Genomic DNA, 23,986 nt, shown 5'->3' on the forward strand with positions numbered 1-23,986 from the left:
TCAACCCAGCGAAAGGGGAGAGCATGACGGATCAGGAAACGCCCGAGTGCGCGCATGTGACGGCCGACGATATCGAGGCCGCCAACGACCTTATCGACTTTATCGAGGCATGCCCCAGCATGTTTCATACGGCGGCGACCATTATGGCCGAGCTCGATGAGGCGGGCTTTACCTACCTGCCCGAGAATGCGGCGTGGGACATCGAGCCGGGCGGGCGTTATTACACGCAGCGTAACACCTCGAGCGTTGTTGCCTTTAAGGTGGGCGAGGACCTGGCCGCGACGTGGGGCGAGGACGGCGTTGCCGGTGACTATCATTTTCAGCTCACGGCGTCGCACAGCGATTCGCCGACGTTTAAGGCCAAGGCCGTGCCTGAGCTTGACGGCGCGGGCGAGACGCTGCGCTTGAACACCGAGGCCTACGGCGGCATGATCGACTACACCTGGTTCGATCGCCCGCTGGCGCTCGCGGGCCGCGTGCTGGTGCGCGAGGGCGACCGTATTGAGAGCCGCCTGCTTGCCACCGAGCGCGAGGTCGCTATTATCCCGAGCCTTGCCATCCACATGAATCGCGGCGTTAACGAGGGCTTTGCGCCCAACCGAGCCATTGATCTGTGCCCGCTCATCAGCGCTGGCGCGCTTAAGCAGGGCGACTTTGACGCCCTGATCGCTGACGAACTGGACGTTGAGCCCGAGCAGATCCTGGGTCGCGACCTGTTCCTGGTCAACCGCCAGGATGCACGCATCTGGGGCTGGGCCGACGAGTTTATCTCGACGCCCAAGCTTGACGACCTGGCCTGCGCCTATACCTCGCTACAGGCATTTTTGGGTGCCGAGAACGCGCACGACATTTCGGTCTTCTGCTGCTTCGATAACGAGGAGGTTGGCTCCGAGACCAAGCAGGGCGCCATGTCGACCTTCTTGGCCGACGCACTGCGCCGCATCAACGGATCGCTGGGCTTTGACGACGAGTCGTACCATCGCGCACTTGCCGCCTCGATGCTCGTGAGTTGCGACAATGCACATGCCGTGCACCCCAACCATGTCGAGAAGTGCGATGCGCGCAACCAGGTTGTGCTCAACGGCGGCATCGTTATCAAGGAAGCTGCCAACCAGCACTACTGCACCGATGCCTTTAGCCGCGCAGTGTTCCAGGCTATTTGCGATGACGCCGACGTGCCCACGCAGGCCTTCGCCAATAAGAGCGATATGGCGGGCGGTTCCACCCTCGGCAACCTGTCTAATATGCAGGCGAGCATGCATGCCGTGGACGTGGGCCTGCCGCAGCTGGCCATGCACTCGAGCTACGAGACCGGCGGCGTGCGCGACGTGATGTACGCCATCCGCGCCCTCACCGCCTTCTACGAGCGCAACCTAACCATCAACGGCGCCGAAAGCGTGGAGCTCTAAAACCTGCCAAAAAGGGACAGGTTTATTTTGACAGGTTCTATTTGGGCAAACGCAAAGGGTGAAACCGAACTAGATCGGTGATACGTAGCCGCCGAGGTACAGTGTGCCTCGGCGGCTTTTTGCGTACAGAGTACGGCTAATGCTTATAAATGCTATACATGCTTTACGTATCAACCATTGTATTTTATGATTGGCATAGGAGATGATAAGGAGGAACCATGACTACGGCGTCAGCTCAGATCAACGTGCGTCTCAATGCCGATCTCAAGCGGAGCGGTGATGCTGCGCTCTCTAGCGCTGGCATGACACCGAGCCAAGCGGTGCGTGCGCTTTGGCAACTTGCGGCGTCTCTGGCTGATCGGCCCGGCGCGCTCCAGGACCTCCTTTCGCCCAGTCGTGCCCGGGCGGAACAGCGCGAGCGGGAGAAAGTCGCCAAGCACAAGTTCGAACTCATCGACCGGGGTTCGCAACTGTTCGCTGCTGCTTGCCGTGAATCGGAAATTGACTTGGCTAAGGTGCAGCCCTCGGGCGATGAAGAACTCAAACGGAACGCCTACGCGGATCGCTACGGCGAGGAGATGAGCTGGCTCTGTGAATGAGAATCCAAAGCGCATCTTGGTTGACACCAACGTGTGGCTCGATTACTTCATTCCCCGGCGACGCGGTCGTTCAGCGGCGATTGAGTTTCTACGTGATGCATGCGCGGCTCAAGTTGATTTGCTGTATGCGGCGACATCGTCCAAAGACCTGTTCTATTTTATTTCGAGCGAACATAAGGCGTGGTATCGGCGCGAGCATGGCTCGCTATCCCAAGATGCCTCCGTGGCGGCGACATCACTTGCATGGGATTGCCTCGACGTGTTGTCGCAACTTGCCACGCCGGTACCCTGCGACCTGAGTGACATATGGATGGCGAGCAAGCAGCGTAATCTCCATAGCGATTACGAAGACGATTTAATCATTGCGGCAGCGATACGCTCCCAAGCAGATTTACTGGTCACCAACGATGCCAAGCTCTGTTCGCATGCGCCCGTCGCAGTAATGAACGTCGAAAACGCAAGAAACTATCTAACAACACTTAAATAGCGCTAGACCCCTCTGGTCGAATAATGGCCAGCGAGAGCCCACAGGTAGGGCCGCGCCAGCAAAGCGCCGCAGGTCGAACAAAAGTCAGCGAGAGCCCGCCGTTTGAGACAAGGTGCCGTGAAATGAAAAGGCGCTGACCTTCTGGTCGCGCCTTTGAAATTGAACGGCAGATTGGCCAAACGGCGGGCTCGCAGCGTCGGCTCATTACGCCGTTTGTAAAACGGCGTAATTCTTAGTGTTCGATCCAGCAGCGCAGGGTCTCGCCGGCTTGCAGGTGACGCAGATTCTCTGCGGCAATGTCGACCACATTATTGAGCGTGGCTGCCAGGTGGAACCAGCCGGAGACGTGCGGCGTGATGAGCATGTTGGGCGCATCCCACAGGGGGCTTGTCTCAGGCAGCGGCTCGGGGTCGGTGACGTCGACCGCGGCGCCGGCGAGATGTCCCGACTCCAGGGCGGCAACCAAGTCGTCGGCGACCACAAGGTCGCCGCGGCCGCCGTTGGCAAAGAAGGCGCCCGGTTTCATCGCGGCGAAGAACTCGGCGTTCGCCAGGCCGCGGGTCTCGGGTGTGCTGGGCATAAAGGATGCGACGATGTCAGCCTCGGCCAGGCGCTCGGACAGGGCGTCCATGCCGTCCATGTCCTCAAACACAATGGGGTAGACGAGTGGATGGCGCTTGATGCCGCGGACGTGCGCGCCCATGTTGCGGCAGAGCGTGGCGAAGTGGCCGCCGATATCGCCCGCGCCCAGCACCAGCACATTGGCGTTTTTGAGCGAGGTGACCGGCCCCAAATCCTCCCAGCGATGCTCGCGCTGCAAGTCGTGATAGCCGGGCAGGCGCTTCATCATGGAAAGGACCATGGCAAACATGTGCTCGCTTACGGCCTGGCCGTAGGCGCCCACCGAGCAAGACAATTTGGCGTCGGCCGGCACGGTGCCGGCGGCCAAGTAATCGTCATAGCCAGCGGTCTGCAATTGCAACAGCTGGAGATGTTCGCATGCCGTGAGCATGTCAGGGTCGATGTTGCCCAAGATCACGTCAGCATCGGCGACCTGCTCGCGCGTGGCGGCGTCGGCGCTCGTGTAGATAAAGTCCTCGCCCGGAGCGCTCGACTCAAGAATTGCACGATGACGGTCGTTGACGGGCAGCAAAACCAGGATGTTCACAAGCAGTCCTCTCCGCTCGACCTACCAAAAGGGGCAGGTTTATTTTGGCAGGTTTTATCAGGCAAAACGCTATAAAAACGCCGGGCTTTGCGATGGTTAACATATCCATCGCGAAGCCCGGCGCATCCACGGCTACCAGCTTAGCAGCTCGTAGCCGTCCTCGGTCACCACGAGCTGTACCTCGCACTGGGCCGAATCGCTGCCGTCCTTGGTGCGCACGCACCAACCGTCACCCTTGCTAATCTTGATGTCGGGCGCTCCGGCATTGACCATGGGCTCGATGGTAAAGACCATGCCCGGAGCCATGATGGTGTCTACATCGGGCGCCTCGGTGGTAAAGCCTACAAACGGGTCCTCGTGGAACTCCTTGCCGATGCCGTGCCCGCCGTACTCGCGCACCACGCTAAAGCCGGCGTCCTCGACCGTCTTTTGCACGGCCTCGGCCATAACGGACAGCGGCAGCCATGGCTTGACGGCCGCCAGGCCCGCCTCCACGCTGGCGCGGGTGACGTCGACCAGGCGCTGGCGCTCGGCCGAGACCTCGCCGATGCAGAACATACGGCTCGAGTCGCTAAAATAACCGTCCAGGATTGTGGAACAATCCACGTTGATGATGTCGCCCTCGTGCAGCACATCTGCATCGCAGGGGATACCGTGGCAGACGACGTCGTTGATCGAGGTGCACACGCTCTTGGGATAGCCCTCGTAGTTAAGATCGGCCGGCGTGCCGCCGTGCTCAACGGTGTAGTCGTAGATCATCTGATCAATCTGGTTGGTGGTCATGCCCGCGGCGATGCGTTCGCCTACGTAATCGAGCACGCCCACGTTGATAGCGGCCGAGCGCTTGATGCCCTCGATATCGGCGGGCGTCTTGTAGAGCGTGCGGGGCAGAACCTCCCAGCCCTCTTCCCACAAGCGCTCGAGGCGCTCATCAAAGGCGCTATGGCATTTCTTATATTTTTTGCCGCTGCCGCACCAGCAGACGTCGTTGCGGCCGGGCACGGGTCCATTGTCAAACATGGCTAACTTCCTTTCATTCGCAGCTAGTATAGCCCACTCACAGGGCAGCTGCGCGCTAGTAGCTCACCTGGCAGGGAATGCCGAGGGCGCGCACGCGCGCGGCAATGGCGTCGAGGACGTCGGGTGCTGCTTTGGCAAGGCCGGTGACCGGTGTCTCGCGCGCCACCGTGTAAATGGTCGCCTCCTGTGGGCGAATGCGCTCGAGCGCCGAGAGCCAAGGGCTAACGTACTCCTCGCCGGTGTTATCGAGAGACTTGCCCCGGTACTCACCGCTCAAAAAGATCGTCTGGATAATAACGTGACCGTCAAAGCTCGCGAACGTCTCGATTTGGTGCTCGACATCGTAGGGGCCAACAGGCTGGTCGAGCAGCTGGATAAACGCCGGGTCGACGGTATCGAGCTTAAGAATGTTGTCGTCGACCATCATGAGCGCGTCGTGCACCTCGGGGCGGTCGGCGCGCGTGCCGTTGGAGAGCACGGCGATCTTGGAGTTTGGGGCAAGCTCGTCGCGCAGCGCGACGGCGCCGGCGATGGCCTGCGGAAACTCCGGTGCGGCGGTGGGCTCGCCGTTGCCTGCGAAGGTGATCACATCGGGGAGCTCGCCCTCGGCTGCCATCTCGCGCAGCTTTGCCTCGAGCGCGTCGAGTACCACGGCAGCTGTGTTGTGCGGCTCATGGCAGGGGCGCTCGGCGTTGAGGCCGTTTTCGCAGTAAATGCAGTCGAACGTGCAGATTTTGCCGCTGGCCGGCATCATGTTGACGCCGAGCGAGAGACCAAGGCGACGGCTGCGAACGGGCCCAAAGATGGGGCTGGCATTCAAAAACGTAGACATAGGCATATGCTCCTCAAGACAATTGTGTCTAAGCATAGCATCGGCTCCAAAGCAGGGTGCGGGCTCTTGCTTTACAAGTTTCGTTTTTTCACGTCGCTCATTATGCCGTGTCATGAAAAGCCTCGGGTCGGGTAAAGTGAATCTGTTAACAAGGTGTAAGGCGATGTGGGTCCATCCAACCGCGCTGACGCGCAACTGGATGGGCGTTGATGATGAGGGCACAACATGGATTTTACGGTCGAGAATGCGGGCACCACGATTGCCTGTCGCGAATATGCCGGCCCGGATGTGTCGCCTGATACTCCTGCCTTGGTGTGCGTGCACGGCGCTTGTGTCGACGGCACATTTTTCGACGGCATCGCATGTGAGCTCAGTCGCAACTACCGCGTAATTGCCTATGACCGCCGCGGCTGTGGCGGCAGCAGCGAAGCGGCAGACGGCAGCTATGATCTTGCCGCTCAGGCCGCCGACCTGCAGGCCGTGATCGAACACGTTGGCGCTCCGACAAATGTGCTTGCGCACAGCGCCGGTACGTTGGTGGCGCTGGAGCTTCTTCGCACCGAACCCCATCTCGTCGCCCGTGCGATTCTGCATGAGCCGGCTGTGTCGGCCGAAGGCGTCGGCATGGGCGCAGCTCCGATTTTGCTCGATATGATTGCGGCTGGAAAGGTTTCAAGGGCGCTCCGGCTTTTCTTGGGAGCCCTCGGCGACTTGGACCCCGAAGCTCCCGGGACGACCGAAGCGGAAGCCAAACATGCCCTGCGCAATGGTCGTTGCTTTATGGCCAATGAATACGGAACAAATATGACATATGCTCCCGACTGGGAGCGCGCCCGCGCGTCAAAGGCGGTGTCGGCCGTGTTTTTGGGCGAGCTTTCGGTCGATACGCCCCGCGAGGCTGGCACACGAGCGGCTGCCGAATATCTCGATTGCCCCCTCGTGGCGATCCCGGGCGCGCATAACGGTTTGCGCGATCGCCCCGTTACGGCGGCAAACGCCGTTCGCGATGTCTTGGAGCGTTAGCACGCTCGATGACCTGCGGGGAGAGGGGTCGTTAGCGTTTCGTCATTGTTAACGAATGCGCTCATAACCGCGCGCCCGCGGCTCCATTACCGCCGCTTGCCAGGTCAGAAAAATGTAACGATAATCGCGCGTTTGCCTTCAGCTGTTAGATGTTACCCTTGTACCAATTGATATGCACCGTTGCCGTGCGTAACGATAGAAAGGGCCCCATATGCTCAATAATCACGAGGTCAATCTAACCGACGAGGAGGCTGCCGCCGAGGTCGCCCGCGTCGCGAAGACCTACCCCGTGGTGCGTTTGCTGTCGGCCGATCAGATTAAGAGCGAGCCTAACTGCCTGCTCGCCGGCAATCGGTGCCCTTGTCTGCGTCAGTCGAGTCTTGAGGCCTTGGCAGATTCCGATGAGGTGTCGGAGCAACTGCTCAACGATGGTGTTGAGTACCGCGCCCGCCTACGCCCTCTGAAGGTCGAGGGCGAGCCTCACGTCTTGCTGATGGTGCGTCCGATCGATGAACAAGAGGCTGCAGAAGAGGACCTTGTCTACACCGACGTGCTGACGAGTGTGCGCAATCGCCGATATTACGAGGAAAAGCTCCGCAACGCCCGCATGAATGCCGGCGTTGCGGTGATCGACCTTGATGATTTTAGGGTCTTCAACGATACGTGTGGCCGTCATGCCGGCGACCTTGCGCTCGGTGCTGTGGCGACAGCCATACGCAGCGGAATTCGTTCGACTGACGAGCTCGTACGCTATGGCTGCGACAAGTTTGTGGTCGTCATGCCCAATATTCCTTCCGATGACTTCACCCGTCGCCTGCATCAGGTGTCCGATGCCGTTCATGCCACGATTGTTCCGGGCCATGAGTACGTGAGCCTGACGGCATGTGTTGGTGGCGTTCGTATTCATGGCGAGACGGTCGATGAGGGCGTTGGCCGCGCTGTCCAGTTATTGAGCCGCGCTAAGGCAAAAGCCGGTACGGTCGTGACCGATGCCGATTCCATCGAAGCCTTCCAAAGCGAAAAGCCTTTGGTGCTTATTGTCGATGACTCCGAGATGAACCGAGCCATTCTCAGCGAGATGCTCAAGGACGAGTATTGCATCCTCGAGGCCGACCACGGTCGTGCGGCGCTCGACATGGTCGACCGCTATGGCGATGAGTTGTCGCTCGTGCTGCTGGATATTGTCATGCCGGGCGTAAGCGGCTTTGAGGTGCTGGCCGATCTGTCGCGCCGATCGGTTAGTGACAATCTGCCCGTCATCATGATTTCGAGCGAAGATTCCGATGATATGGTTCTGCGCGCGTACGAGCTGGGCGCCTCGGACTATATCAACCGCCCGTTTGACTCCCGTGTCGTGCGCCGCCGTGTGAGCAACACCATCCGCCTATACGCCAAACAGCGCCGCCTGACGAACCTGCTGTCCCAGCAGTACAACGAGCGCGTCAAGAACAGTCGCATGCTCATCGACATCATGGCCGGCGTCATGGAGCTTCGCAACGGCGAGAGCGGCAGGCACGTTACGAACATCGAGAAGCTGACCGAGCTGCTGCTTGGCTGTCTGGTCCAGCGTAGCGGCACCATCTCCCTCGACAATGAGGAACGCTCCACGATCGCCCTGGCTTCGGCGCTACACGATATCGGCAAGATGTCGATCGACGATGCGATTCTCAACAAACCCGGGCGCCTTACGCCCGAGGAGTTCGAGATTATGAAGACGCATACTACGATTGGCGCCGACATGTTGCTTGAGCTGGGCCGCCATCACGTCGGCAATGCGCTTATGGAATATGCGTACCAGATTGTACGTTGGCACCACGAGCGCTGGGACGGCAAGGGTTATCCTGATGGCCTTAAGGGCGACGAAATTCCCATTGCCGCACAGGTGGTTTCGGTGGCCGACGTGTACGATGCTCTGACGAGCGTGCGCGTGTACAAGGACGCTATCCCGCACAGGGAGGCAATCCAGATGATCATGGACGGTAAGTGCGGCACCTTTAACCCGCTGTTGCTCGACTGCCTGCTCGAGGTGCAAGACCGTATTGCCGAGACGTTGGCACGCCCCGCCGACGTTGTCGCGTTTCCCACGATTTAGTTTGACCAAAGGAGTTTTAATCCATGATTTCCATGCGTGAAGCGTATGAGAAGATCGGCGCCAATTATGATGACGCGTGCGCTCGGCTGATGGGCGGGGAAATGCTTGCCCACTTTGCCCTCAAGTTTTTGGATGACGAGAGCATGGACAAGCTGGAGGCCGCCATGGCGGCAGGAGACGCCGAAGGTGCGTTTATGGCAGCGCACACGCTCAAGGGCGTGAGCCAGAACCTGGGATTCGATAATCTGTACGAGCCGGCGGTCGTGGTGACCGAGGCGCTGCGCGGCGCCGATGCCGTTGACGGCGCTCGCGAGGGAATGCATGCGCTGCAGCAGCAATATGCGGCTACGATGTTGGCCCTGCGCGAGGTGGCCGAATAAGAGCTTGCGAGCCTTGATGACTATGAGAGTGGATAATCTCCCGTTTTAGGCCCGGTGGCGGCCTCAAAGTGGGAGATTATCCACTCTCGTTCGATATGTGTCCAAAAATCCACGCTCACTCCTTCGGATTAGCAAATGGCCTATGCGCACCGTCTGGGCTTTCCGCATGCAATCCATATCGTTGTTCGATAAACTGTTCGAATAACGATAGAGTCGATGAGGGTGAGTGTATGTCCAACAGCGTTCAGCGTATGGCCAAGGCGGGCGAAAATATCAGGAAGCTTGGTTTTTGCATGGCAGCCGTTTTTGCAGGGATGCTCGTCGCTTTTACCGCGTTGGTTGTTTACGTGATCTGGTATGCGATTGCAAACGTTGCTTCTGTCGATTCTTTCGGTGTCGTGACGCTTCTCAATGGCGGGTGCATCGTTATCCCAAGCGGACTGTGCCTGGCACTCGTTGTGGGTATTTCGCTTGTCGTTTTGTGTGGGATCAGCCGTAACATCTCGCGGGGCGCCTCGCCTTTTACCAGAGCGCATGTGCGGCTTATCCGTGTTCTTGCCCTTGCTCTTGCTGTTAACGCCGCGGTTTCGTTTGTTGGTGCCTACGGATCGGTCAATCTCGCCATTGGCGGACTGAAGCTTTACGTCGTTCCTCATTCCTTCGTTATTGAGATTTGCCAAGGCGTTACCCTTGATGCGGGATCGCTTATCGGCGCGGTTGTCTGTCTGTTTATCTCGGCGATCTGGAGCTATGCCTCGCTGCTCCAGGAGCAGTCTGACGAGCTTGTGTAGGAGGAAACATGAGCTATCTCATCATCGAGCTTGAGACGCAGCTGCTTAAGACCGGAAAGACCAGCGCTGATCTGATTCGGGCGACGGGGCATACTCCGGCTAATATTTCAAAGCTTAGAAACGGAAAGATAAAAGCTATTCGCCTAAAGACGCTTCTCGATATCTGTGATGAGCTTGATTGTCAACCGGGAGATATTATTCAGCGCGTGAGCGAGAAAGAGCTTGAGGAGCTTATTGTCGAGCGCGCAAAAAATGTCGTGAGACAGATGCGGGATGGCGGAGGCAACGAGGCGTCGCTTCCGACATCAGTCTTTGCTGTCGATTTGAGCGACGAGTAGCATAAAGCGAACAACTATAACGAAATATCAGCGTAAAGGGGCCCGTGTCTAACACGGGTTTTTCCTTTTAGATTATCTTGACAAATATGAGTTATCGAAAAACAATAACAAACAGGAAAAACGATAAAGGAAAGAAGGAACGATATGAGCGGTTTTGCTATCAAGCAGAACGGGAGGCCAATGAACGCATCAGCGATAAAGCTATCAAAGCTGTCAAAGCGCTACGGGAAACGGCGCGTTTTGCATGACGTTTCCTTCGAGGTGCATCAGTCTGAGCTCTGTGCCCTTGTCGGTGCAAACGGTGCGGGCAAAAGCACGCTTATTAAAATCGTCTTGGGCCTCTGCGAGCCATCGTCGGGGAGCGTGGAGCTCTTTGGAGGCAAATCAAAAAGAGACCTGAGCCTGATGCGGACGCGTGTCGGCTATGTGCCAGATTCCAGCGGAGCATACCAATCTCTCAGCGCGGTTGAGAATCTTCAAATCCGATGTGCGGAATGGGGGCTTGATGAGAAACGTGAGGTTCCTCGCGTCTTGGGCCTAGTCGGGCTGGACGTCGATGAGAAAAAGAGCGTGAGCAGTTTTTCTCTGGGAATGAAACGGCGACTGGATATAGCTACGGCTTTGTTGGGCGACACCGACTTGCTGATTTTCGATGAGCCGGCAAATGGATTGGATCCGTTGGGCATCGAGAGTATATGGACCCTTATCGGTCGATTGAATCGGGAACAGGGCAAAACCATGCTTATCTCTAGCCACGACTTGGATGAGCTGGCATCGGTTGCAACAAGCTGCCTGTTTCTTCATGACGGCGAACTGCTGAAAAAGGAATCTATGGATGTCATAAGGGACGAGGCGCCATCCCTAAAAGAGTATTACAGGCGCTTGATGAAGGCGGTCTCGCTATGAAGCGGGCGATCCATCCCATAAAGGCAGATATGATGCGTTTGCACAGGATGTTTCCGGCGAAGTTTGGTCTTGCGCTTATGCTGGCGTTCGGCCTTCTCTTCGGTGTCTTTCTAAAAAACGGAACAACGTTGCTCGCCTTTGGCAATAGCGTTTTTGGGGAGGATATTGGTTTCCTCTGGAATCTAATCGATCCTTCTGCACCCGATGAGTCCCTTGTGCGCAGTGCTTTTGCCGGTACCTCTCTGTTCGTTCCGCTCATCGTTTGCCTGGCGATTTTACAGGAGCGCGGCTATGAAGAGGGATACCGAATTTCTTCAGCAAGAGGTCTTACCCGCTTTAATGGGGCCCTAGCACATGTGCTTTCGTCTGCTTTAATAATTGGCGCAGCATATAGTGCGCTTTGCCTTCTTCTTTTTGCAATAGCCATAATACGTGGAGGGCATAACTACTCGCACGACATGCTAACTGCATTTTTACCGGCAATGATGATTAACGCTGTATTGGTGATATCGGTTGCGTTGGAGACGGTGACCATCTATCGGATTACAGGCAGCGCTGTATTGAGCGGGGCTGTGGTAATAATCGGATTTGTCATGAGCTTGACGCTCTACGGAACTTACCTTCAGATGCCCATACCGTCCTTGCGATGGATCTTCTTTCTTCCGGGGCCGTACCTTGGAGTCGGATGTGCCTTTGGGTATAGCGATATGGGTCAGCTGACACTTCTGGGATATGGCGTGGCAGCCAGCTGTCTATCGGTATTGATTTACGCTCTCGTGAGCTTTCGTGCTGGGGGTGTGCTCAATGGCTCGTCAGACTAGAAGATTCCTTCATTCAGAATTGAAGCATGTGAGCAAATGGACGTACGCCTTAATCCTGGTAATTTATGCGTGCATGGTGGTATTGCAGCTTAATTCTTTCCCGATGTGGTTCTGTAGCCTCCGTGAGAACAGTTTCTTGGGCTTTTTCCCAGACCCGACGCTTCGGCTATCGGCAGAGGATGTCCTTCTATTTGGTAATGCAGAGGTTTTTCGCGGTCTGCTGTTCAACGTAGCCCCGTTGGCTCATGCATTGTTCTTTCCGTTCATCGCGGCTTGCATTGTGCCTCGCTTTGTCAGTTCGGGCTTTATTGAGGAACCCTGGGGATTGTCGGAGGCTCGGGGAGGGAAGCGTGTGTGCGCTATCGTTGCGCGAGTGGCGCTGTCTTCTTTTGCCCTTTTGGGCGCGTTTATCCTGTCGAGTGTCGTTTTGTACTGTCTTAACTGCGTAATCGTTTTGGATGCTCAGCAGTATTTCAACCTGAATATATTTTGCTATCGACTTCTTCTGGCGAGTGTCGTCTGCCTTGCATACGTGGTCTCTTGCGTGATCGCTGTTTCCTATTTTGGGTCCGGCTTCGGTCCTATTGGCATGCTGCTGCTTGTCAACGTCGTAGCGGTCTACATACAGCTCGGGGCCATTCCCATGCTTCCGCTTCCAGCCTCGATGCTCATGTGGATTTGTGGCGTGACCCCGTTGGGGAATAGTCAATGCATTTCGATTCTAATTGACTGCCTAATAAACGTAGCAAGCGTTTTTGCCATTTGCTTTACTGTAGACCGATTGCGGTCGAGATTTCTTTGATTGTTTGTGAGGGATGATCATACCGAGCATACCAAATATAGGGGGGGGCGGGCACCGTGGCTGGTGTCCGCCCCCTCTGGCTTAGGAGGCTTTAACCTGAGTGATTCGCGAGCTAACGGGCCTGCTTAACCTTTGCCGCTGCCTCGACAAACGACTTCCACAGGTTAAAGTCGGTCTCGAGCGTCTTCCATGTGTACTCAGGGTGCCATTGCACGCCTAGACAGAATGGCTGGCCTTCGACCTCGATGCACTCAGGAACGCCGTCGGTTGCCTTGGCGACCAAGCGTGTGCTTTTACCCAGACGGTCGACGCAGCAGTGGTGTGCGGAGTTGGTCTGGATTAGCCTGTGCCCGCCAACCGCGCGTTCCAGCAGCGAGCCCGGCACGACCTCGACGGGATGCACGGGGTCGTTGAGCACGTGGGTGTGGCGCCACTGCGTGCGGCCCTCGCGCGCACCCAGGCTCGGCACGTCCATGCACAGGGTGCCGCCAGTGGCGACGTTGAGCAGCTGCGTGCCGCGGCAGGTGGTAAAGAGCGGCTTCTTGGCGCGGAGTACCTCGTCGACCAGCTTAAACTCAAAACTATCGCGGATCTCGCAGCAGAGGGTGGGGTCGTAGGGTCGATCATCGCCCCAGCGCTTGGGGTTGACGTCCGGGCCGCCGGGAATGGCGATGCCGTCGGCGATATCGACGTAATGACGGATAACCTCAATGTCCTCGGTGATGGACATCTGCAGCGGTAGGCCGCCGGCGGCAAGGATGGCATCGACAAAGACGCTCGCAATCTCCTCGTTGGGGGAGAGCGTCTCGCTTAAAAACGGCTTTGCCTCTTCCCAGCGCGGTGCGACGAGGATGAGTGGGCGGTCGGCGGGGGCGACGTCGACGTGCGGGGTGTAGGACGATGAGGTGCGGGTTCCGATCATAGGTGTTGCTTTCGAATCTGAAGGTGACAGGGCGCATGAGAGACGTGGGACAACGCTTCCGATGGATTTGTCCCACGGGGTGGCTGGCTAGTGGCCCTTGATAGAGTTGAGGAAGTCCTGGGCGCGCTTGGTCTGGGGGTGGTCGAAGAACTCGTCGGGCGTGCCGGTTTCCACGATCTGGCCGTCGGCCATGAACACGACGCGGTCGGCCACGCGGCGGGCAAAGTTCATTTCGTGCGTGATGACGATCATCGTCATGCCCTGCTGGGCCAGACGGACCATGACCTCGAGCACTTCGTTGATCATTTCGGGGTCAAGGGCACTCGTGGGCTCGTCAAAAAGCATGGCCTTGGGCTGCATGGCGAGTGAACGGGCGATGGCCACGCGCTGCTGCTGGCCGCCCGAAAGCTGTGCGGGCACCTTGTCGGCCTGCTCGGCCACGCCCACGCGGCTCAGCAGGTCCATGGCGCGCTCACGAGCTTCCTCCTTGGACACGCCCAGCACGTCGACCGGTCCCAGCATGACGTTCTGCAGTACCGTCATATGTGCAAACAGGTTGAACTGCTGAAACACCATGCCCAGTTCGGCGCGCATGCGGGCAAGGTCCTTGCCTTCCTGCGGCAGGGGTTCGCCCTCGATGAGGATCTCGCCCGAGTCGATAGTTTCCAGGCGGTTGATGGTGCGGCACATGGTCGACTTGCCCGAGCCCGAGGGACCGATCACAACGACGACCTCGCCGCGGTCGACCGAGAGATTGATGTCGTTGAGGACGTGAAGATCGCCATAGTGCTTATCGACGTGTCTGAGCTCGATCAGCGGCTGATTGCCGGTGGAAGAGGTGCTCTGTGCCATGGTGCTCGGCTCCTTATGACTCGAAATGGTAAAGCGTTAGCGGATGATGGTCGCGCCGGTCTTGTGTGAAACGTAGACAGCGGCCTTGTTAATTGCGACGTTGATGAGGATGTAGATGACCGCGATTACCAGGTAGACCGACACGAGGGCGTCGTAGTTGGTAATGAGCACGCGGGCATTTTGCATGAGGTCGGGGTAGCTCACCACATAGGCGACGGTGGTGTCTTTGACTACGACCACAAGCTGCGAAATCAAGGACGGAATGATAAACCGAATCGCCTGCGGCAACACGATTTTAAAGGTGATTTTAGCTTTGGAGAGACCGAGTGCCTGGGCAGCCTCGACCTGGCCGCGCGGCACGGCGTTGACGCCGGCACGGAAGATCTCGGCGAGTACGCCGGCGGCAGCGAGCGCGACGGGAAGCGTGAGCATCCAAAACGACGGCAGCGCGATCTTGTACTGGGGCAGCACCAAAAAGAAGAAGTAGATGAACAGCAGGCTCGGCACGCCACGGAAGAAGTCGGTGAGCACACGGCAGACCAGCTGCAGCGGCTTAATGTCGCTGGTACGGCCGAGCATAAGGGCTAAGCCCAGCACCAGCGCGATGGCGCCGGCGGTGAGTGCGACTTTAACGGTGCCCTCAAAGCCGGCAAGCAGGAACTTCCAGGTGGTGAGGTGCGTAAAGAAATACCAATAGTGGACCGAAAGCTGACCGGTCACATAAAAGCGCTGCAACACGAGGACGACGAGCGCGGCGACGGCAACAAGCGAGATGGCGGTGCCGATGCGAATCTTGGCGCGCATCTTGGGGCCGGGAGCCTCGTAGAGCGCATCGCGCATGGTGAGCGCGGAGGTGGAGTGCTTGCTCATCGGAGGATCCTCACCTTCTTATCGATGTAGTTGCCAATGTGGCTCACCACAAAGGCCGTGCCCAGGTAGCCGAGCGCCGAGATAAAGAACGCGGCGACGCCGCCGAGCGAGCGCGTGTTGATGTAACTCACCACGCCGGTGAGCTCTTGCGGCTTAAGCGGCACCTGGCTGCCCAAGGCGGTAGTGAGCATGACGGCGATAAAGAGGTTCGTCATGGGCAGCACGCTCGAGCGCAGCGCCTGCGGAATCACGATTTTGGCGAGGATACGGTTAAAGCTCATGCCCAGCGAGCGGGCGGCTTCCACCTGACCGACGCCGACGGTGTTGATGCCGCTCATAAAGTTTTCGGAACCAAAGGCCGAGCCCAAAAGGACCGTGGCGACGATAACGCAGGTGCGGTAGGGCAGGACGACTTTGAGCGGCGGCAGCGCGTAGACGACGATGATAAGCAGCGCGATGCCGGGGATGTTACGGAAGACCTGGACATACAGGTCGCCAAAGACGCGCAGCGGCTTGAGCGGCGACACGCGCATCACGGTGACGGCGACGGCCAGTACCATGGCGATGGCAAACGACTCAAGCGTCATGCCCCAGGTTGCTAGCAGCGCGTCGATATAGTTCTGGCCATAGAGCGACCAGAGCTCGGAGAGACTCATGCGGACCTCCCGCCGATAAGGAAAGGGGCTTCCGCGTGTACGGAAGCCCCGACAACTCATTGAGGAAACAGTTTATCGCAATAAAGCGGATCGTGCGTTTCCATATGGTTTCGTTGCGGCCGTTACCAGGCTCGCTGCCTAGGCGCCGATCTCGGGCAGCTCGGGAACATTGGTGTCGCCCGTACGGTCACCGATGCAGATCTGCCACAGCTCGGTCCAGGCGCCATCGTCCTCGATCTTCTTAAGGAAGTCGTTAACGAAGGCGACGCCGTCGGAATCGAGCGGCAGGCCGATACCATAGGGCTCCTTGCTGCCGAAGGGCTTGCCGGCGATCTTGTACTTACCGGGCTCGCGGACCAGGGCGCTCTGCTGCATGTTGTTATCGATGACGTAGGCATCAACGCGACCCTGCTGGAGTGCCTGGCGGGCCTCCTCGTCGGTCTTGAACTCCTGCTGGCTGGCCTTGGGAACGAACTCCTCCAGGATGGCGGGGCCGTTGGAGCCGGACTGGACGGCGACGTTCTTGTCGGCCAGGTCGTCGACGCTCTTGATGTCGTCGTTATCGGCGAGCACCAGGATAGCCTGCTGGGTGTAGTAGTAGGGACCGGCAAAGGAGACGAGCTTCTTGCGCTCGTCAGTGATGGTGTAGGTGGCAAAGACGGCGTCGACCTGGCCGTTCTGCAGGACCGACTCTCGCGTGTCCGAGGTCACCTGGGTGATCTCGACCTTGTTCTCGCCCAGAATGTAGTTGGACAGGAGCTGTGCGATACCGGCGTCGAAGCCGCGGGTCTGACCGTCTTTCTCGTTGAGGAGGGAGAAGAGCGTGGAGGTCTGAACGCCGCCGATCTTAAAGACGCCGGCATCCTTGACGGCCGTCGCCCAGGTGCTGGCGGCGATGGCATCGTCGTCGGCTTTGGGGCCGTTGTCGACGAGCTTGTCGAATGCCTTGGCATCGAGCGTAGCGGAAACCTCGGTATCCTCGGAGCCCTTGGAGGAGCCGGCGGCGGAACCCTTGTCGGCCTCGGCGCTGGTGTCGGAGCAGCCGGCAAGACCAAGGCCGGCGACGGTTGCGAAGGTAGCGGCGACAAAGCCGCGGCGGTCGAGAACGACCTGCTGGGAGAGGTTCTTGCTCATGGTAGAACACCTTTCTCAATAAAATCCCTAGCGGTTGAGTAGAGTTATACCCTATCGCGCTCAAATGGGTCAACACGAAATAACTCAGAAACATACTTACCTTATGGGTAATTCTACCTACCAAAAAGGGACAGGAACCTTTGTGGTGGTTCTGGCCGATGCGGTGGCATGCCTTGCTGCTTTGTCTCAATCTGTAACATCTGCAGCCGTTTTTGCCGAGTAACTGTTACAGATTGAGATTTTCTCTTCAGGGGGATTCGAATGTCTCGATCTGTAACATCTGGACGGGCAAAAGGTCTCTATCTGTTACAGATTGAGACAAAGGTCGGGGACTAAGACGTCTTGTCTCGATCTGTAACAGTTAGACGAGAATTCGGGCCATAGATGTTACGGATCGAGATAATCGCGTCGCGAAAGCAAAAACCTCCGCAGGGGTGCTTTCCTTGCGGAGGTTTTTCTTACTCGTTGAGTAGCCTTACGGCTTCAGCGGCCATGTTCTCGACCGTCATGCCGTTCTGCGCGAGCAGCTCGTTGGGGTCGTAGCGGTCGGGGAAGCCCTTGGCGATGCCGAAGGTGCGCGTGCGCACTGGCGTGCAGGCCAAGTAGCACGCGACGCGCTCGCCCCAGCCGCCGTCCAAGATGCCGTCCTCGAGGGTGACGACAACGCGATGCTCGGCGGCAAGGCTGTCGAGGAACTCGCGGTCGAGCTCGGTTGCAAAGCGCGGGTTGACGAGCGTGGCCTCGATGCCGTGCTCGGCGGTCAGACGGTTTGCCACGCGCTCGCCCAGCTCAAAGAAATCGCCGAGCGCGAGCACTGCTACGTCGCGACCCTGGCGCACCACGTTGTAGCGAACGGCGCTGTAGTCGGTGTCTTCGGCAGGCGCAAGGTCGGGACGGCTCACCAGGCCAATACCAGGCACACGAATCGCCACGGGATGCTCGCGGTGGTCGAGCGACCAGCTCAGCATGGACAGATATTCCTCCATGCAGGCCGGCGCCAAGTAGTGCATGTTGGGAAGACCGCCCAGCATGGAAATATCAAAGAACGAAAGATGCGTCTCGGACGTGGTGCCAAAGATTGACGCACCAAACACCAAAATGGTTGCGGGGGCGTCGTTGAGGCACAGGTCGTGCCACAGCTCGTCGTAGGCGCGCTGCAAAAACGTACCGTACACACCAAAGACTGGCTTGGCGCCCGAGCGCGCAAGCGCGGTGGCAAAGGTCACGGCGTGCTCCTCGGCGATGCCCACATCGACGAACTGTTTGCCGGCGGCAGCGCGAAGCTCGGGTGTAAAGCCCATAATGTAGGGCGTGGCGGCCGTGATGCCAACGACCTGTGGATCGCGCTCGATGGCGGCGCTGAGCGCCTCGCCCGTAATGTCAGCATAGGTGCGCGGCGCGGGCTCGCTCGGATGGCCCGGGCAAAGCTTGCGCCCAGTCGCCATGTCAAACGGACCCACGTGGTGCCAGCGTTCGGGGTCGCTCTGGGCCGGCTCAAAGCCCTTGCCCTTGGCGGTGGAGACGTGCAGCACGATGGGATGATCGATATTGCGCAGTTTCTGCAGCGCGTCGACCAGGGCCAACACGTCGTTGCCGGCGTCCAAATAACGGTAGTCGAGTCCCATCGCGCGGAAAACGTTGCGCTCACAGGTGCCGTTGCTGGTGCGCAGCTCGGCCAGATTGCGATAGAGGCCACCGTGGTTCTCGGCGATGGACTGGTCGTTATCGTTGACGATGATGATCAGGTTGCTGTCGAGTTCGGCGGCATTGTTGAAGCCCTCAAACGCCAAGCCGCCCGAAAGCGAGCCGTCGCCAATGATGGTGATGACGTTGTAGCTGTCGCCCGCCAGATCGCGGGCGTGTGCCAAGCCGCAGCCCAGGCTCACCGATGTGGAGGTGTGGCCCATGGCGAACAGGTCGTGCTCGGACTCGTCGGGATTGGCAAAGCCAGAAGCCTCGCCAAAACGTTCCGGATCGATATAGGTATACGCGCGCCCGGTCAGCGCCTTGTGGGCGTAGGTCTGGTGCGAAACGTCAAAGACAATCTTGTCGATAGGGGAGTTAAACACGCGATGAAGCGCAACCGTAAGCTCAACGACGCCCAGGTTGGGGGCAACGTGCCCGCCGACGGCGGCGGAGCTTTCGAGGATGGCGTGGCGAATCTCGCCGCAGAGCAGCGGAAGCTCGGCGCGGTCGAGAGCCTTGACGTCCTCGGGCGTTGTCGTTTGCGTAAGCAGCATCATTGTGGGTTACTCCATGCGAATCGAGCGCCGGCGCTCCCCCGGCCGACACAATTGCACAAGACAGTCTCGCACATTTTGGCGTTTGATATGTGACGCCGGCGCGGTAATTCGACAACTGGTGGGGCAAAACGTTTTGTCCGATGCCATACTGATAGATTCGATGATGATTTTTTCAATACGTGCAGGCCGTGGCTTGCCGCCGTGAGCCGCTGGAAGGAGGCAGCATGTCCGATGCCGTTCGTGCCGAGAAAATCGCGCACGAGGTCGACGATGCCGCCCGCCAGCTCGCCCAGGCGGGCCGCTTGGACCTGACGCGCGAGTTTATCCAGCATGGCGACGTGACGGTCTATGCACATGTGACTTCAGTAGCACGGGCAAGTCTGTCCTTTGCCGAGCACTTGGGCCGTGCTGGCATTTCGATCGACCGTGCCTCGCTGCTGCGCGGAGCCTTGTTACACGATTACTTTCTCTATGACTGGCACGATCCCGATCCGAGCCATCGCCTGCACGGATTTCGGCATCCGTTTTTTGCCCTGGCGCGTGCCGAGGAAGATTTTGAGCTGACGTTGCGCGAGCGGAATATCATCGTGCGGCATATGTTTCCGCTGGTGCCCGTGCCGCCGACGTGTCGCGAGGCGTGGATTGTTTGCCTGGCGGATAAATGGTGTGCTCTGCGTGAGACGGTCGCAGGCCGCCTGCCGCGCAAGGACGAGACGGACGATAGCGTGAGTAAAGCATCGAGCGAAAAGAGGAGAGGGTAGACGGTGGGGACCGCGATTGATATTGCGTTTGGCGGCGCGACGCTTGCCGCCTGCCCACTCTCGGCGCTGGTGCTCTCGTTTGCCTTTTACGGGTTTTGCGGTTGGGCATGGGAGTCGACAGTATGCGCCATGCTCAATCACGGACGATTTGCCAACAGTGGCTTTTTGCTGGGGCCGTGCTGCCCCATCTATGGCGCGGGCGGCATTGCCTGCTGGCTGCTGTTGCGCGGGATTCCTGACGCGTCGAGCCAGTTTGTCGCTGCAGCGCTCGTATGCAGCGTGATTGAGTACAGCGTGGGCGTGCTGCTGGAAAAAACAACAGGCGCTCGCTTTTGGGACTATTCGCACCTGCCGTTTAACCTGCACGGACGCATCTGTCTGTACTGGGCATGCGCGTTTGGCCTGGGTGCGTTGTGCATTTGTCGCGTGGTGGAGCCGGCGGTGTTGGGCCTGCTTGCCCATCTGCCGGTGCTGATTGTGCGGCTGTCCGCCTTTATCGTCGCGGTCGCGATGATGGTCGACGCGGTGTGCTCGTTGGCGAGCTGGCGGCGTCTATCCGATCAGCTGGAGCGCGTCCGGGCCGACCTTGCCGACCGAATCAACGAGTCGCTTGCCGATGCGTCCGACTCCATGCTCGAACGTATTCCCGATTCGGCGATCGACTCGGTGGCACAGACGCATATCCGCAGTCGTGCCGTTAACGCGTGGCTGGCCGAGCTGGGCGATGCGACGCTCGATGCCCTGCGCGAGAAGGCTTCGATGCCGACGTTTATCGCGGATGGTGCTCGCGGCCTGGCACTTGCTGCCCGCCGCGTGGCCGATGCCGCGCCGAGCATGCCGCGTCCGTCGCTCAGTCGTCGCCTTGCCGGCAAGGGCATAAGCCGTCCGGTGCCGAGCGTGTCACTCAGCCGCCGCGACCTGCGCTTCTTCAATGCCTTCCCGCGCTTGCGTATCAACCGCTACGAGGGCGTCATCCGAGCTACCGACCTCCGCGACCGAGCCCGCGAGCTGTTCCGGCGCTAGCCGGGACGGGCGCGCTCGCGGCTTCCTTGCTCGCGTATTTCCCGTTGGTTTCGCGCCCGTTGCCGCGCCGTTTCCAAGATTGCGGCACCGTTTCCATTCGACAACGCAGCGTTTAACAACGCCGTATCTGGTCTACACCAGTTGCCCCTCGGCCGCATTATGGGCGCCGACAACGTTCATGCGATCAAGGGGGAGCGAATGTACGATACGGGATCGATAACGTTTATGCTCATCTGCACCATGCTCGTGTTTTTAATGACACCGGGTCTGGCGTTTTTCTATGGCGGCCTGTCCAGGCGCAAAAATGTCATCAACACCATGCTCATGTGCTTTGGCGCCATTGGCCTGGTCGGCGTGCTGTGGATTGTTGCCGGCTGGTCGCTGGCCTACGGCGGCGACGGTTCCAGCCCGTTTATTGGAGGCCTTGACCAGCTGCTGTGCTTGCCGGTGCTCAACCAGGTGCTGCAGGCGGCTGAGGGCACCGCGTCGGACGGTGCCGTCTGCCCTCAGATCATCAACATCGCCTTCCAGATGGCATTTGCCATAATCACGGCCGCTATCGTCACGGGCAGCCTGGCCGGCCGCGTTAAGTTTGGTGCCATGGCGGCCTTCCTGGGCATTTGGCTGCTCGTGGTCTATGCGCCGCTCGCCCACATGGTCTGGGGCGGCGATGGCTCCTTTATCGGCGACATCATCGGCGCACTCGACTTTGCCGGCGGCGACGTGGTGCACATTTCGTCCGGTCTTACCGGCCTGATCCTCTGCTTAATGCTTGGCCGCCGTCGCGGCTTTGGCATGGTGAGCTACCGTCCACATAACGTGCCGTTTGTGGCGTTGGGCGCCGGCCTGCTTTGGTTTGGCTGGTTTGGCTTTAACGGCGGCAGCGAGTTTAAGGCCGATGCCGTGGCGGCACTCGCCATCCTCAACACCGTGACGGCCAGCGCAGCGGGTATGGTTTCGTGGCTTGCTGTCGAGCGCGTGCACACCGGTCGCCCCACGCTGGTGGGTGCCAGCACCGGTCTGGTTGCGGGCCTTGTGGTGGTCACGCCGGGCGCGGGCTTTGTCGAGCCGTGGGCAGCGCTGGTCATGGGCCTGATCGTCTCGCCCGTCTGCTACTTGGACATCAGTCATCTTAAGACCAAGTTCGGCTACGACGATGCGCTCGACGCGTTTGGTTGCCATGGCATCGGCGGCATCTTGGGCGGCGTGCTCACGGGCCTGTTCTGTGTGCCGGAGCTTTCGTGGACCGGTAAGGGTGGTCTGTTCTACACGGGCGACGTGTCGCTGCTCATCTCGCAGATTTTGGGCATTGTGGTGACGGTCGCTATTGTGCTGGTGCTCGATTTGGTGATCGCCGCGGTGGTCAAGGCGCTGTTCCACGGCAGCCTGCGTGTGGACGAGGCCGACGAGGCGCTGGGCCTGGATGCGAGTCAACACGGCGAGAGCGCGTATCCCTCGTTCTCGGGACTTGACTAGCGGCTTCCCCGGGCTCCGCACCTTGCCGTTCAATCGTCGCGCGGCTTTCCCAGGCACCCGACCTTGCCCCTCAAACCGTCGCTTGCGTACCGAAGTACGCGGCGCTCCTCTTTCGGGGCAATCTCGGGCACCTGGAAAACCCGCGTCATTGAATGGCAATTCATTTCTTTGATAAAGAGAGGAATTTACTATGAAGAAAATTACGGCGATCGTTCGTGCTGAGAAGCTTGAGGTTCTTAAAGACGCGCTGTTTGCTGCCGATGTTCGCGGTATGACTATCAACCAGGTGCAGGGCTGCGGCTCACAGCATGGCTGGAAGGAATACGTGCGCGGCAACGAGTTGCTTGTCAACACGATCCCTAAGGTGCAGTTCACCCTTATCTGCGCCGATGAGCACGTCGATGGCATTGTCGACATCATCTGCAACGCCGCTCGCACCGGAGCCGTCGGCGATGGCAAGATCTGGGTCGAGCCGGTCGAGGAAGTCATCCGCATCCGTACCGGCGAACACGGCCCCGCCGCGGTGTAGAATCGACCGCCTGCCATCCGCAACGTTAAAATACTGCAATGAGGCACAAGACTTGCGTTGCGGATGGACAGATTATGGGGCGTAATAAATATCCCGAGGAGACAGTCGCGAAGATTCTCGACGCGGCGCTGGAGCTATTCTGCGCACAGGGTTATGAGGGGACGAGCATTCAAGATATCGTCGACCGCCTCGATGGCATGACCAAGGGTGCTGTCTATCATCACTTTAAGAGCAAAGAAGAGATTTTCAACGCCGCATTTGATCGGGCAATGGCTCCGATTGTTGAGCGCCGCCGCGCGACACTCGGTGCTGGCAATATGACGGGAGCCCAAAAGCTCAAGCGACTGTACGCGCCCGAGTCTGTCGTTCCGCAAATTGAGCTATGGGCACGCATGCATCCTGCGGCAGATCCGGTAAAAAGCTCGCGTCTACTGGCGATGCAGTACCAGGGCTCGTTCGACGAGTCGGCCGATGGCTGTCTTTTGCCAGTGATCGAGGAGGGCATCGCCGACGGCTCCATTGCGTGCAAATGCCCGCGCGAAGCGGCTGAGGCCGTATCGTTGTTGGCGAATCTTTGGCTGCTGCCGCTGTTCCGTCCGCTCGAGACCAAGGATCGAATGCTCGCTCGCGCGCAATGTTTGGCGCAGATGGCGGCCGCGGTGGGGCTCGATTTGGGTAATGAAGTGCTCCAGACAACGGCTCAGATTTGGGACGTATGGAACCGTGCTGGGTGGTAATATAGATACTGACGGTATGTAATTGATTTGTAAGGGTAGCCACGGCTGCCCTTTTCAAGTCATTAAATACATACTAATGGTATGTATAGGGGGCAGGCTTATGGCTGGAATGCGG

24 protein-coding genes are annotated in these 23,986 nt (G+C 58.8%); 15 read left to right on the top strand and 9 right to left on the bottom strand.

The window, feature by feature from the left end; translation table 11 throughout:
• Positions 1–23: 23 nt before the first annotated feature.
• From AAA021_RS06755 to AAA021_RS06765, 3 genes are all read left to right on the top strand, one after another.
• Complete coding sequence (locus tag AAA021_RS06755; RefSeq protein ID WP_349088566.1) at positions 24–1,409, top strand: M18 family aminopeptidase; 1,386 nt, start codon at positions 24–26, stop codon at positions 1,407–1,409.
• 218 nt (positions 1,410–1,627) lie between these two features.
• A complete protein-coding gene (locus tag AAA021_RS06760) occupies positions 1,628–2,008 on the top strand; it encodes a hypothetical protein (protein WP_161115069.1) in 381 nt (126 codons plus the stop codon).
• Positions 2,001–2,495, top strand: coding sequence for a PIN domain-containing protein (locus AAA021_RS06765; protein WP_349088567.1), 495 nt, complete (start codon positions 2,001–2,003; stop codon positions 2,493–2,495). The genes AAA021_RS06760 and AAA021_RS06765 overlap by 8 nt, the downstream gene beginning before the upstream one ends.
• A gap of 232 nt (positions 2,496–2,727) precedes the next feature.
• Here the strand turns inward: AAA021_RS06765 and AAA021_RS06770 are convergent, their stop codons facing one another.
• The 3 genes from AAA021_RS06770 to AAA021_RS06780 form a co-directional block, all read right to left on the bottom strand.
• Positions 2,728–3,663: a D-2-hydroxyacid dehydrogenase gene (locus tag AAA021_RS06770; protein WP_349088568.1), complete on the bottom strand. Its 936-nt coding sequence runs from the start codon at positions 3,661–3,663 to the stop codon at positions 2,728–2,730.
• Positions 3,664–3,795: 132 nt separating this feature from the next.
• Positions 3,796–4,683 (bottom strand): type I methionyl aminopeptidase, encoded by an 888-nt coding sequence (map, locus tag AAA021_RS06775; RefSeq protein ID WP_349088570.1) that lies wholly within the window; start codon positions 4,681–4,683, stop codon positions 3,796–3,798.
• Between the two features lie 55 nt (positions 4,684–4,738).
• On the bottom strand, positions 4,739–5,515 hold the full coding sequence (locus AAA021_RS06780; protein WP_349088571.1) for a radical SAM protein: 777 nt from the start codon (positions 5,513–5,515) through the stop codon (positions 4,739–4,741).
• Positions 5,516–5,740: 225 nt separating this feature from the next.
• Between AAA021_RS06780 and AAA021_RS06785 the strand changes: the two genes are divergently transcribed.
• The 7 genes from AAA021_RS06785 (at position 5,741) to AAA021_RS06815 (ending at position 11,866) form a co-directional block, all read left to right on the top strand.
• Positions 5,741–6,538 (top strand): alpha/beta hydrolase, encoded by a 798-nt coding sequence (locus AAA021_RS06785; RefSeq protein ID WP_349088573.1) that lies wholly within the window; start codon positions 5,741–5,743, stop codon positions 6,536–6,538.
• Positions 6,539–6,749: 211 nt separating this feature from the next.
• Positions 6,750–8,630, top strand: coding sequence for an HD domain-containing phosphohydrolase (locus tag AAA021_RS06790; protein ID WP_349088574.1), 1,881 nt, complete (start codon positions 6,750–6,752; stop codon positions 8,628–8,630).
• Positions 8,631–8,653: 23 nt separating this feature from the next.
• Entirely contained in the window at positions 8,654–9,010 is a 357-nt protein-coding gene (locus AAA021_RS06795; RefSeq protein ID WP_349088575.1) for an Hpt domain-containing protein, read from the top strand.
• Positions 9,011–9,240: 230 nt separating this feature from the next.
• Positions 9,241–9,801, top strand: a complete 561-nt coding sequence (locus tag AAA021_RS06800; RefSeq protein ID WP_349088576.1) for a hypothetical protein — start codon at positions 9,241–9,243, stop codon at positions 9,799–9,801.
• 8 nt (positions 9,802–9,809) lie between these two features.
• Positions 9,810–10,139 carry a helix-turn-helix domain-containing protein gene (locus tag AAA021_RS06805; RefSeq protein ID WP_089572320.1) on the top strand — a complete coding sequence of 110 codons (330 nt, stop codon included), beginning with the start codon at positions 9,810–9,812 and terminating at the stop codon, positions 10,137–10,139.
• 144 nt (positions 10,140–10,283) lie between these two features.
• The gene (locus AAA021_RS06810; RefSeq protein ID WP_349088578.1) at positions 10,284–11,045 is read left to right on the top strand and encodes an ATP-binding cassette domain-containing protein; all 762 of its coding nucleotides are present in this window, start codon (positions 10,284–10,286) and stop codon (positions 11,043–11,045) included.
• The gene (locus AAA021_RS06815; protein WP_349088579.1) at positions 11,042–11,866 is read left to right on the top strand and encodes a hypothetical protein; all 825 of its coding nucleotides are present in this window, start codon (positions 11,042–11,044) and stop codon (positions 11,864–11,866) included. The genes AAA021_RS06810 and AAA021_RS06815 overlap by 4 nt, the downstream gene beginning before the upstream one ends.
• 914 nt (positions 11,867–12,780) lie before the next feature.
• Here AAA021_RS06815 and AAA021_RS06820 read toward each other — a convergent pair.
• The 6 genes from AAA021_RS06820 to AAA021_RS06845 form a co-directional block, all read right to left on the bottom strand.
• Positions 12,781–13,590 carry a gamma-glutamyl-gamma-aminobutyrate hydrolase family protein gene (locus AAA021_RS06820; protein ID WP_349088581.1) on the bottom strand — a complete coding sequence of 270 codons (810 nt, stop codon included), beginning with the start codon at positions 13,588–13,590 and terminating at the stop codon, positions 12,781–12,783.
• 87 nt (positions 13,591–13,677) lie between these two features.
• Positions 13,678–14,442 (bottom strand): amino acid ABC transporter ATP-binding protein, encoded by a 765-nt coding sequence (locus AAA021_RS06825; RefSeq protein ID WP_117746439.1) that lies wholly within the window; start codon positions 14,440–14,442, stop codon positions 13,678–13,680.
• Positions 14,443–14,478: 36 nt separating this feature from the next.
• Positions 14,479–15,312, bottom strand: a complete 834-nt coding sequence (locus AAA021_RS06830; RefSeq protein WP_022094658.1) for an amino acid ABC transporter permease — start codon at positions 15,310–15,312, stop codon at positions 14,479–14,481.
• Positions 15,309–15,968 carry an amino acid ABC transporter permease gene (locus AAA021_RS06835; protein WP_006234894.1) on the bottom strand — a complete coding sequence of 220 codons (660 nt, stop codon included), beginning with the start codon at positions 15,966–15,968 and terminating at the stop codon, positions 15,309–15,311. The genes AAA021_RS06830 and AAA021_RS06835 overlap by 4 nt, the downstream gene beginning before the upstream one ends.
• Positions 15,969–16,106: 138 nt before the next feature.
• Entirely contained in the window at positions 16,107–17,102 is a 996-nt protein-coding gene (locus tag AAA021_RS06840; RefSeq protein ID WP_349088583.1) for a glutamate ABC transporter substrate-binding protein, read from the bottom strand.
• 458 nt (positions 17,103–17,560) lie between these two features.
• Positions 17,561–19,342 carry a 1-deoxy-D-xylulose-5-phosphate synthase gene (locus tag AAA021_RS06845; protein WP_349088629.1) on the bottom strand — a complete coding sequence of 594 codons (1,782 nt, stop codon included), beginning with the start codon at positions 19,340–19,342 and terminating at the stop codon, positions 17,561–17,563.
• Between the two features lie 227 nt (positions 19,343–19,569).
• Between AAA021_RS06845 and AAA021_RS06850 the strand changes: the two genes are divergently transcribed.
• The 5 genes from AAA021_RS06850 (at position 19,570) to AAA021_RS06870 (ending at position 23,871) form a co-directional block, all read left to right on the top strand.
• Positions 19,570–20,106, top strand: coding sequence for an HD domain-containing protein (locus tag AAA021_RS06850; RefSeq protein ID WP_349088584.1), 537 nt, complete (start codon positions 19,570–19,572; stop codon positions 20,104–20,106).
• Between the two features lie 3 nt (positions 20,107–20,109).
• Complete coding sequence (locus tag AAA021_RS06855; RefSeq protein WP_349088586.1) at positions 20,110–21,129, top strand: putative ABC transporter permease; 1,020 nt, start codon at positions 20,110–20,112, stop codon at positions 21,127–21,129.
• A gap of 198 nt (positions 21,130–21,327) precedes the next feature.
• Positions 21,328–22,605, top strand: a complete 1,278-nt coding sequence (locus AAA021_RS06860; protein WP_349088587.1) for an ammonium transporter — start codon at positions 21,328–21,330, stop codon at positions 22,603–22,605.
• A gap of 190 nt (positions 22,606–22,795) precedes the next feature.
• The gene (locus tag AAA021_RS06865; protein ID WP_118328228.1) at positions 22,796–23,134 is read left to right on the top strand and encodes a P-II family nitrogen regulator; all 339 of its coding nucleotides are present in this window, start codon (positions 22,796–22,798) and stop codon (positions 23,132–23,134) included.
• A 74-nt stretch (positions 23,135–23,208) separates the two neighbouring features.
• On the top strand, positions 23,209–23,871 hold the full coding sequence (locus AAA021_RS06870) for a TetR/AcrR family transcriptional regulator (RefSeq protein ID WP_195361842.1): 663 nt from the start codon (positions 23,209–23,211) through the stop codon (positions 23,869–23,871).
• Positions 23,872–23,986: the final 115 nt, after the last annotated feature.

This window comes from Collinsella sp. CLA-JM-H32, assembly GCF_040098165.1.
Lineage (GTDB): Bacteria > Actinomycetota > Coriobacteriia > Coriobacteriales > Coriobacteriaceae > Collinsella.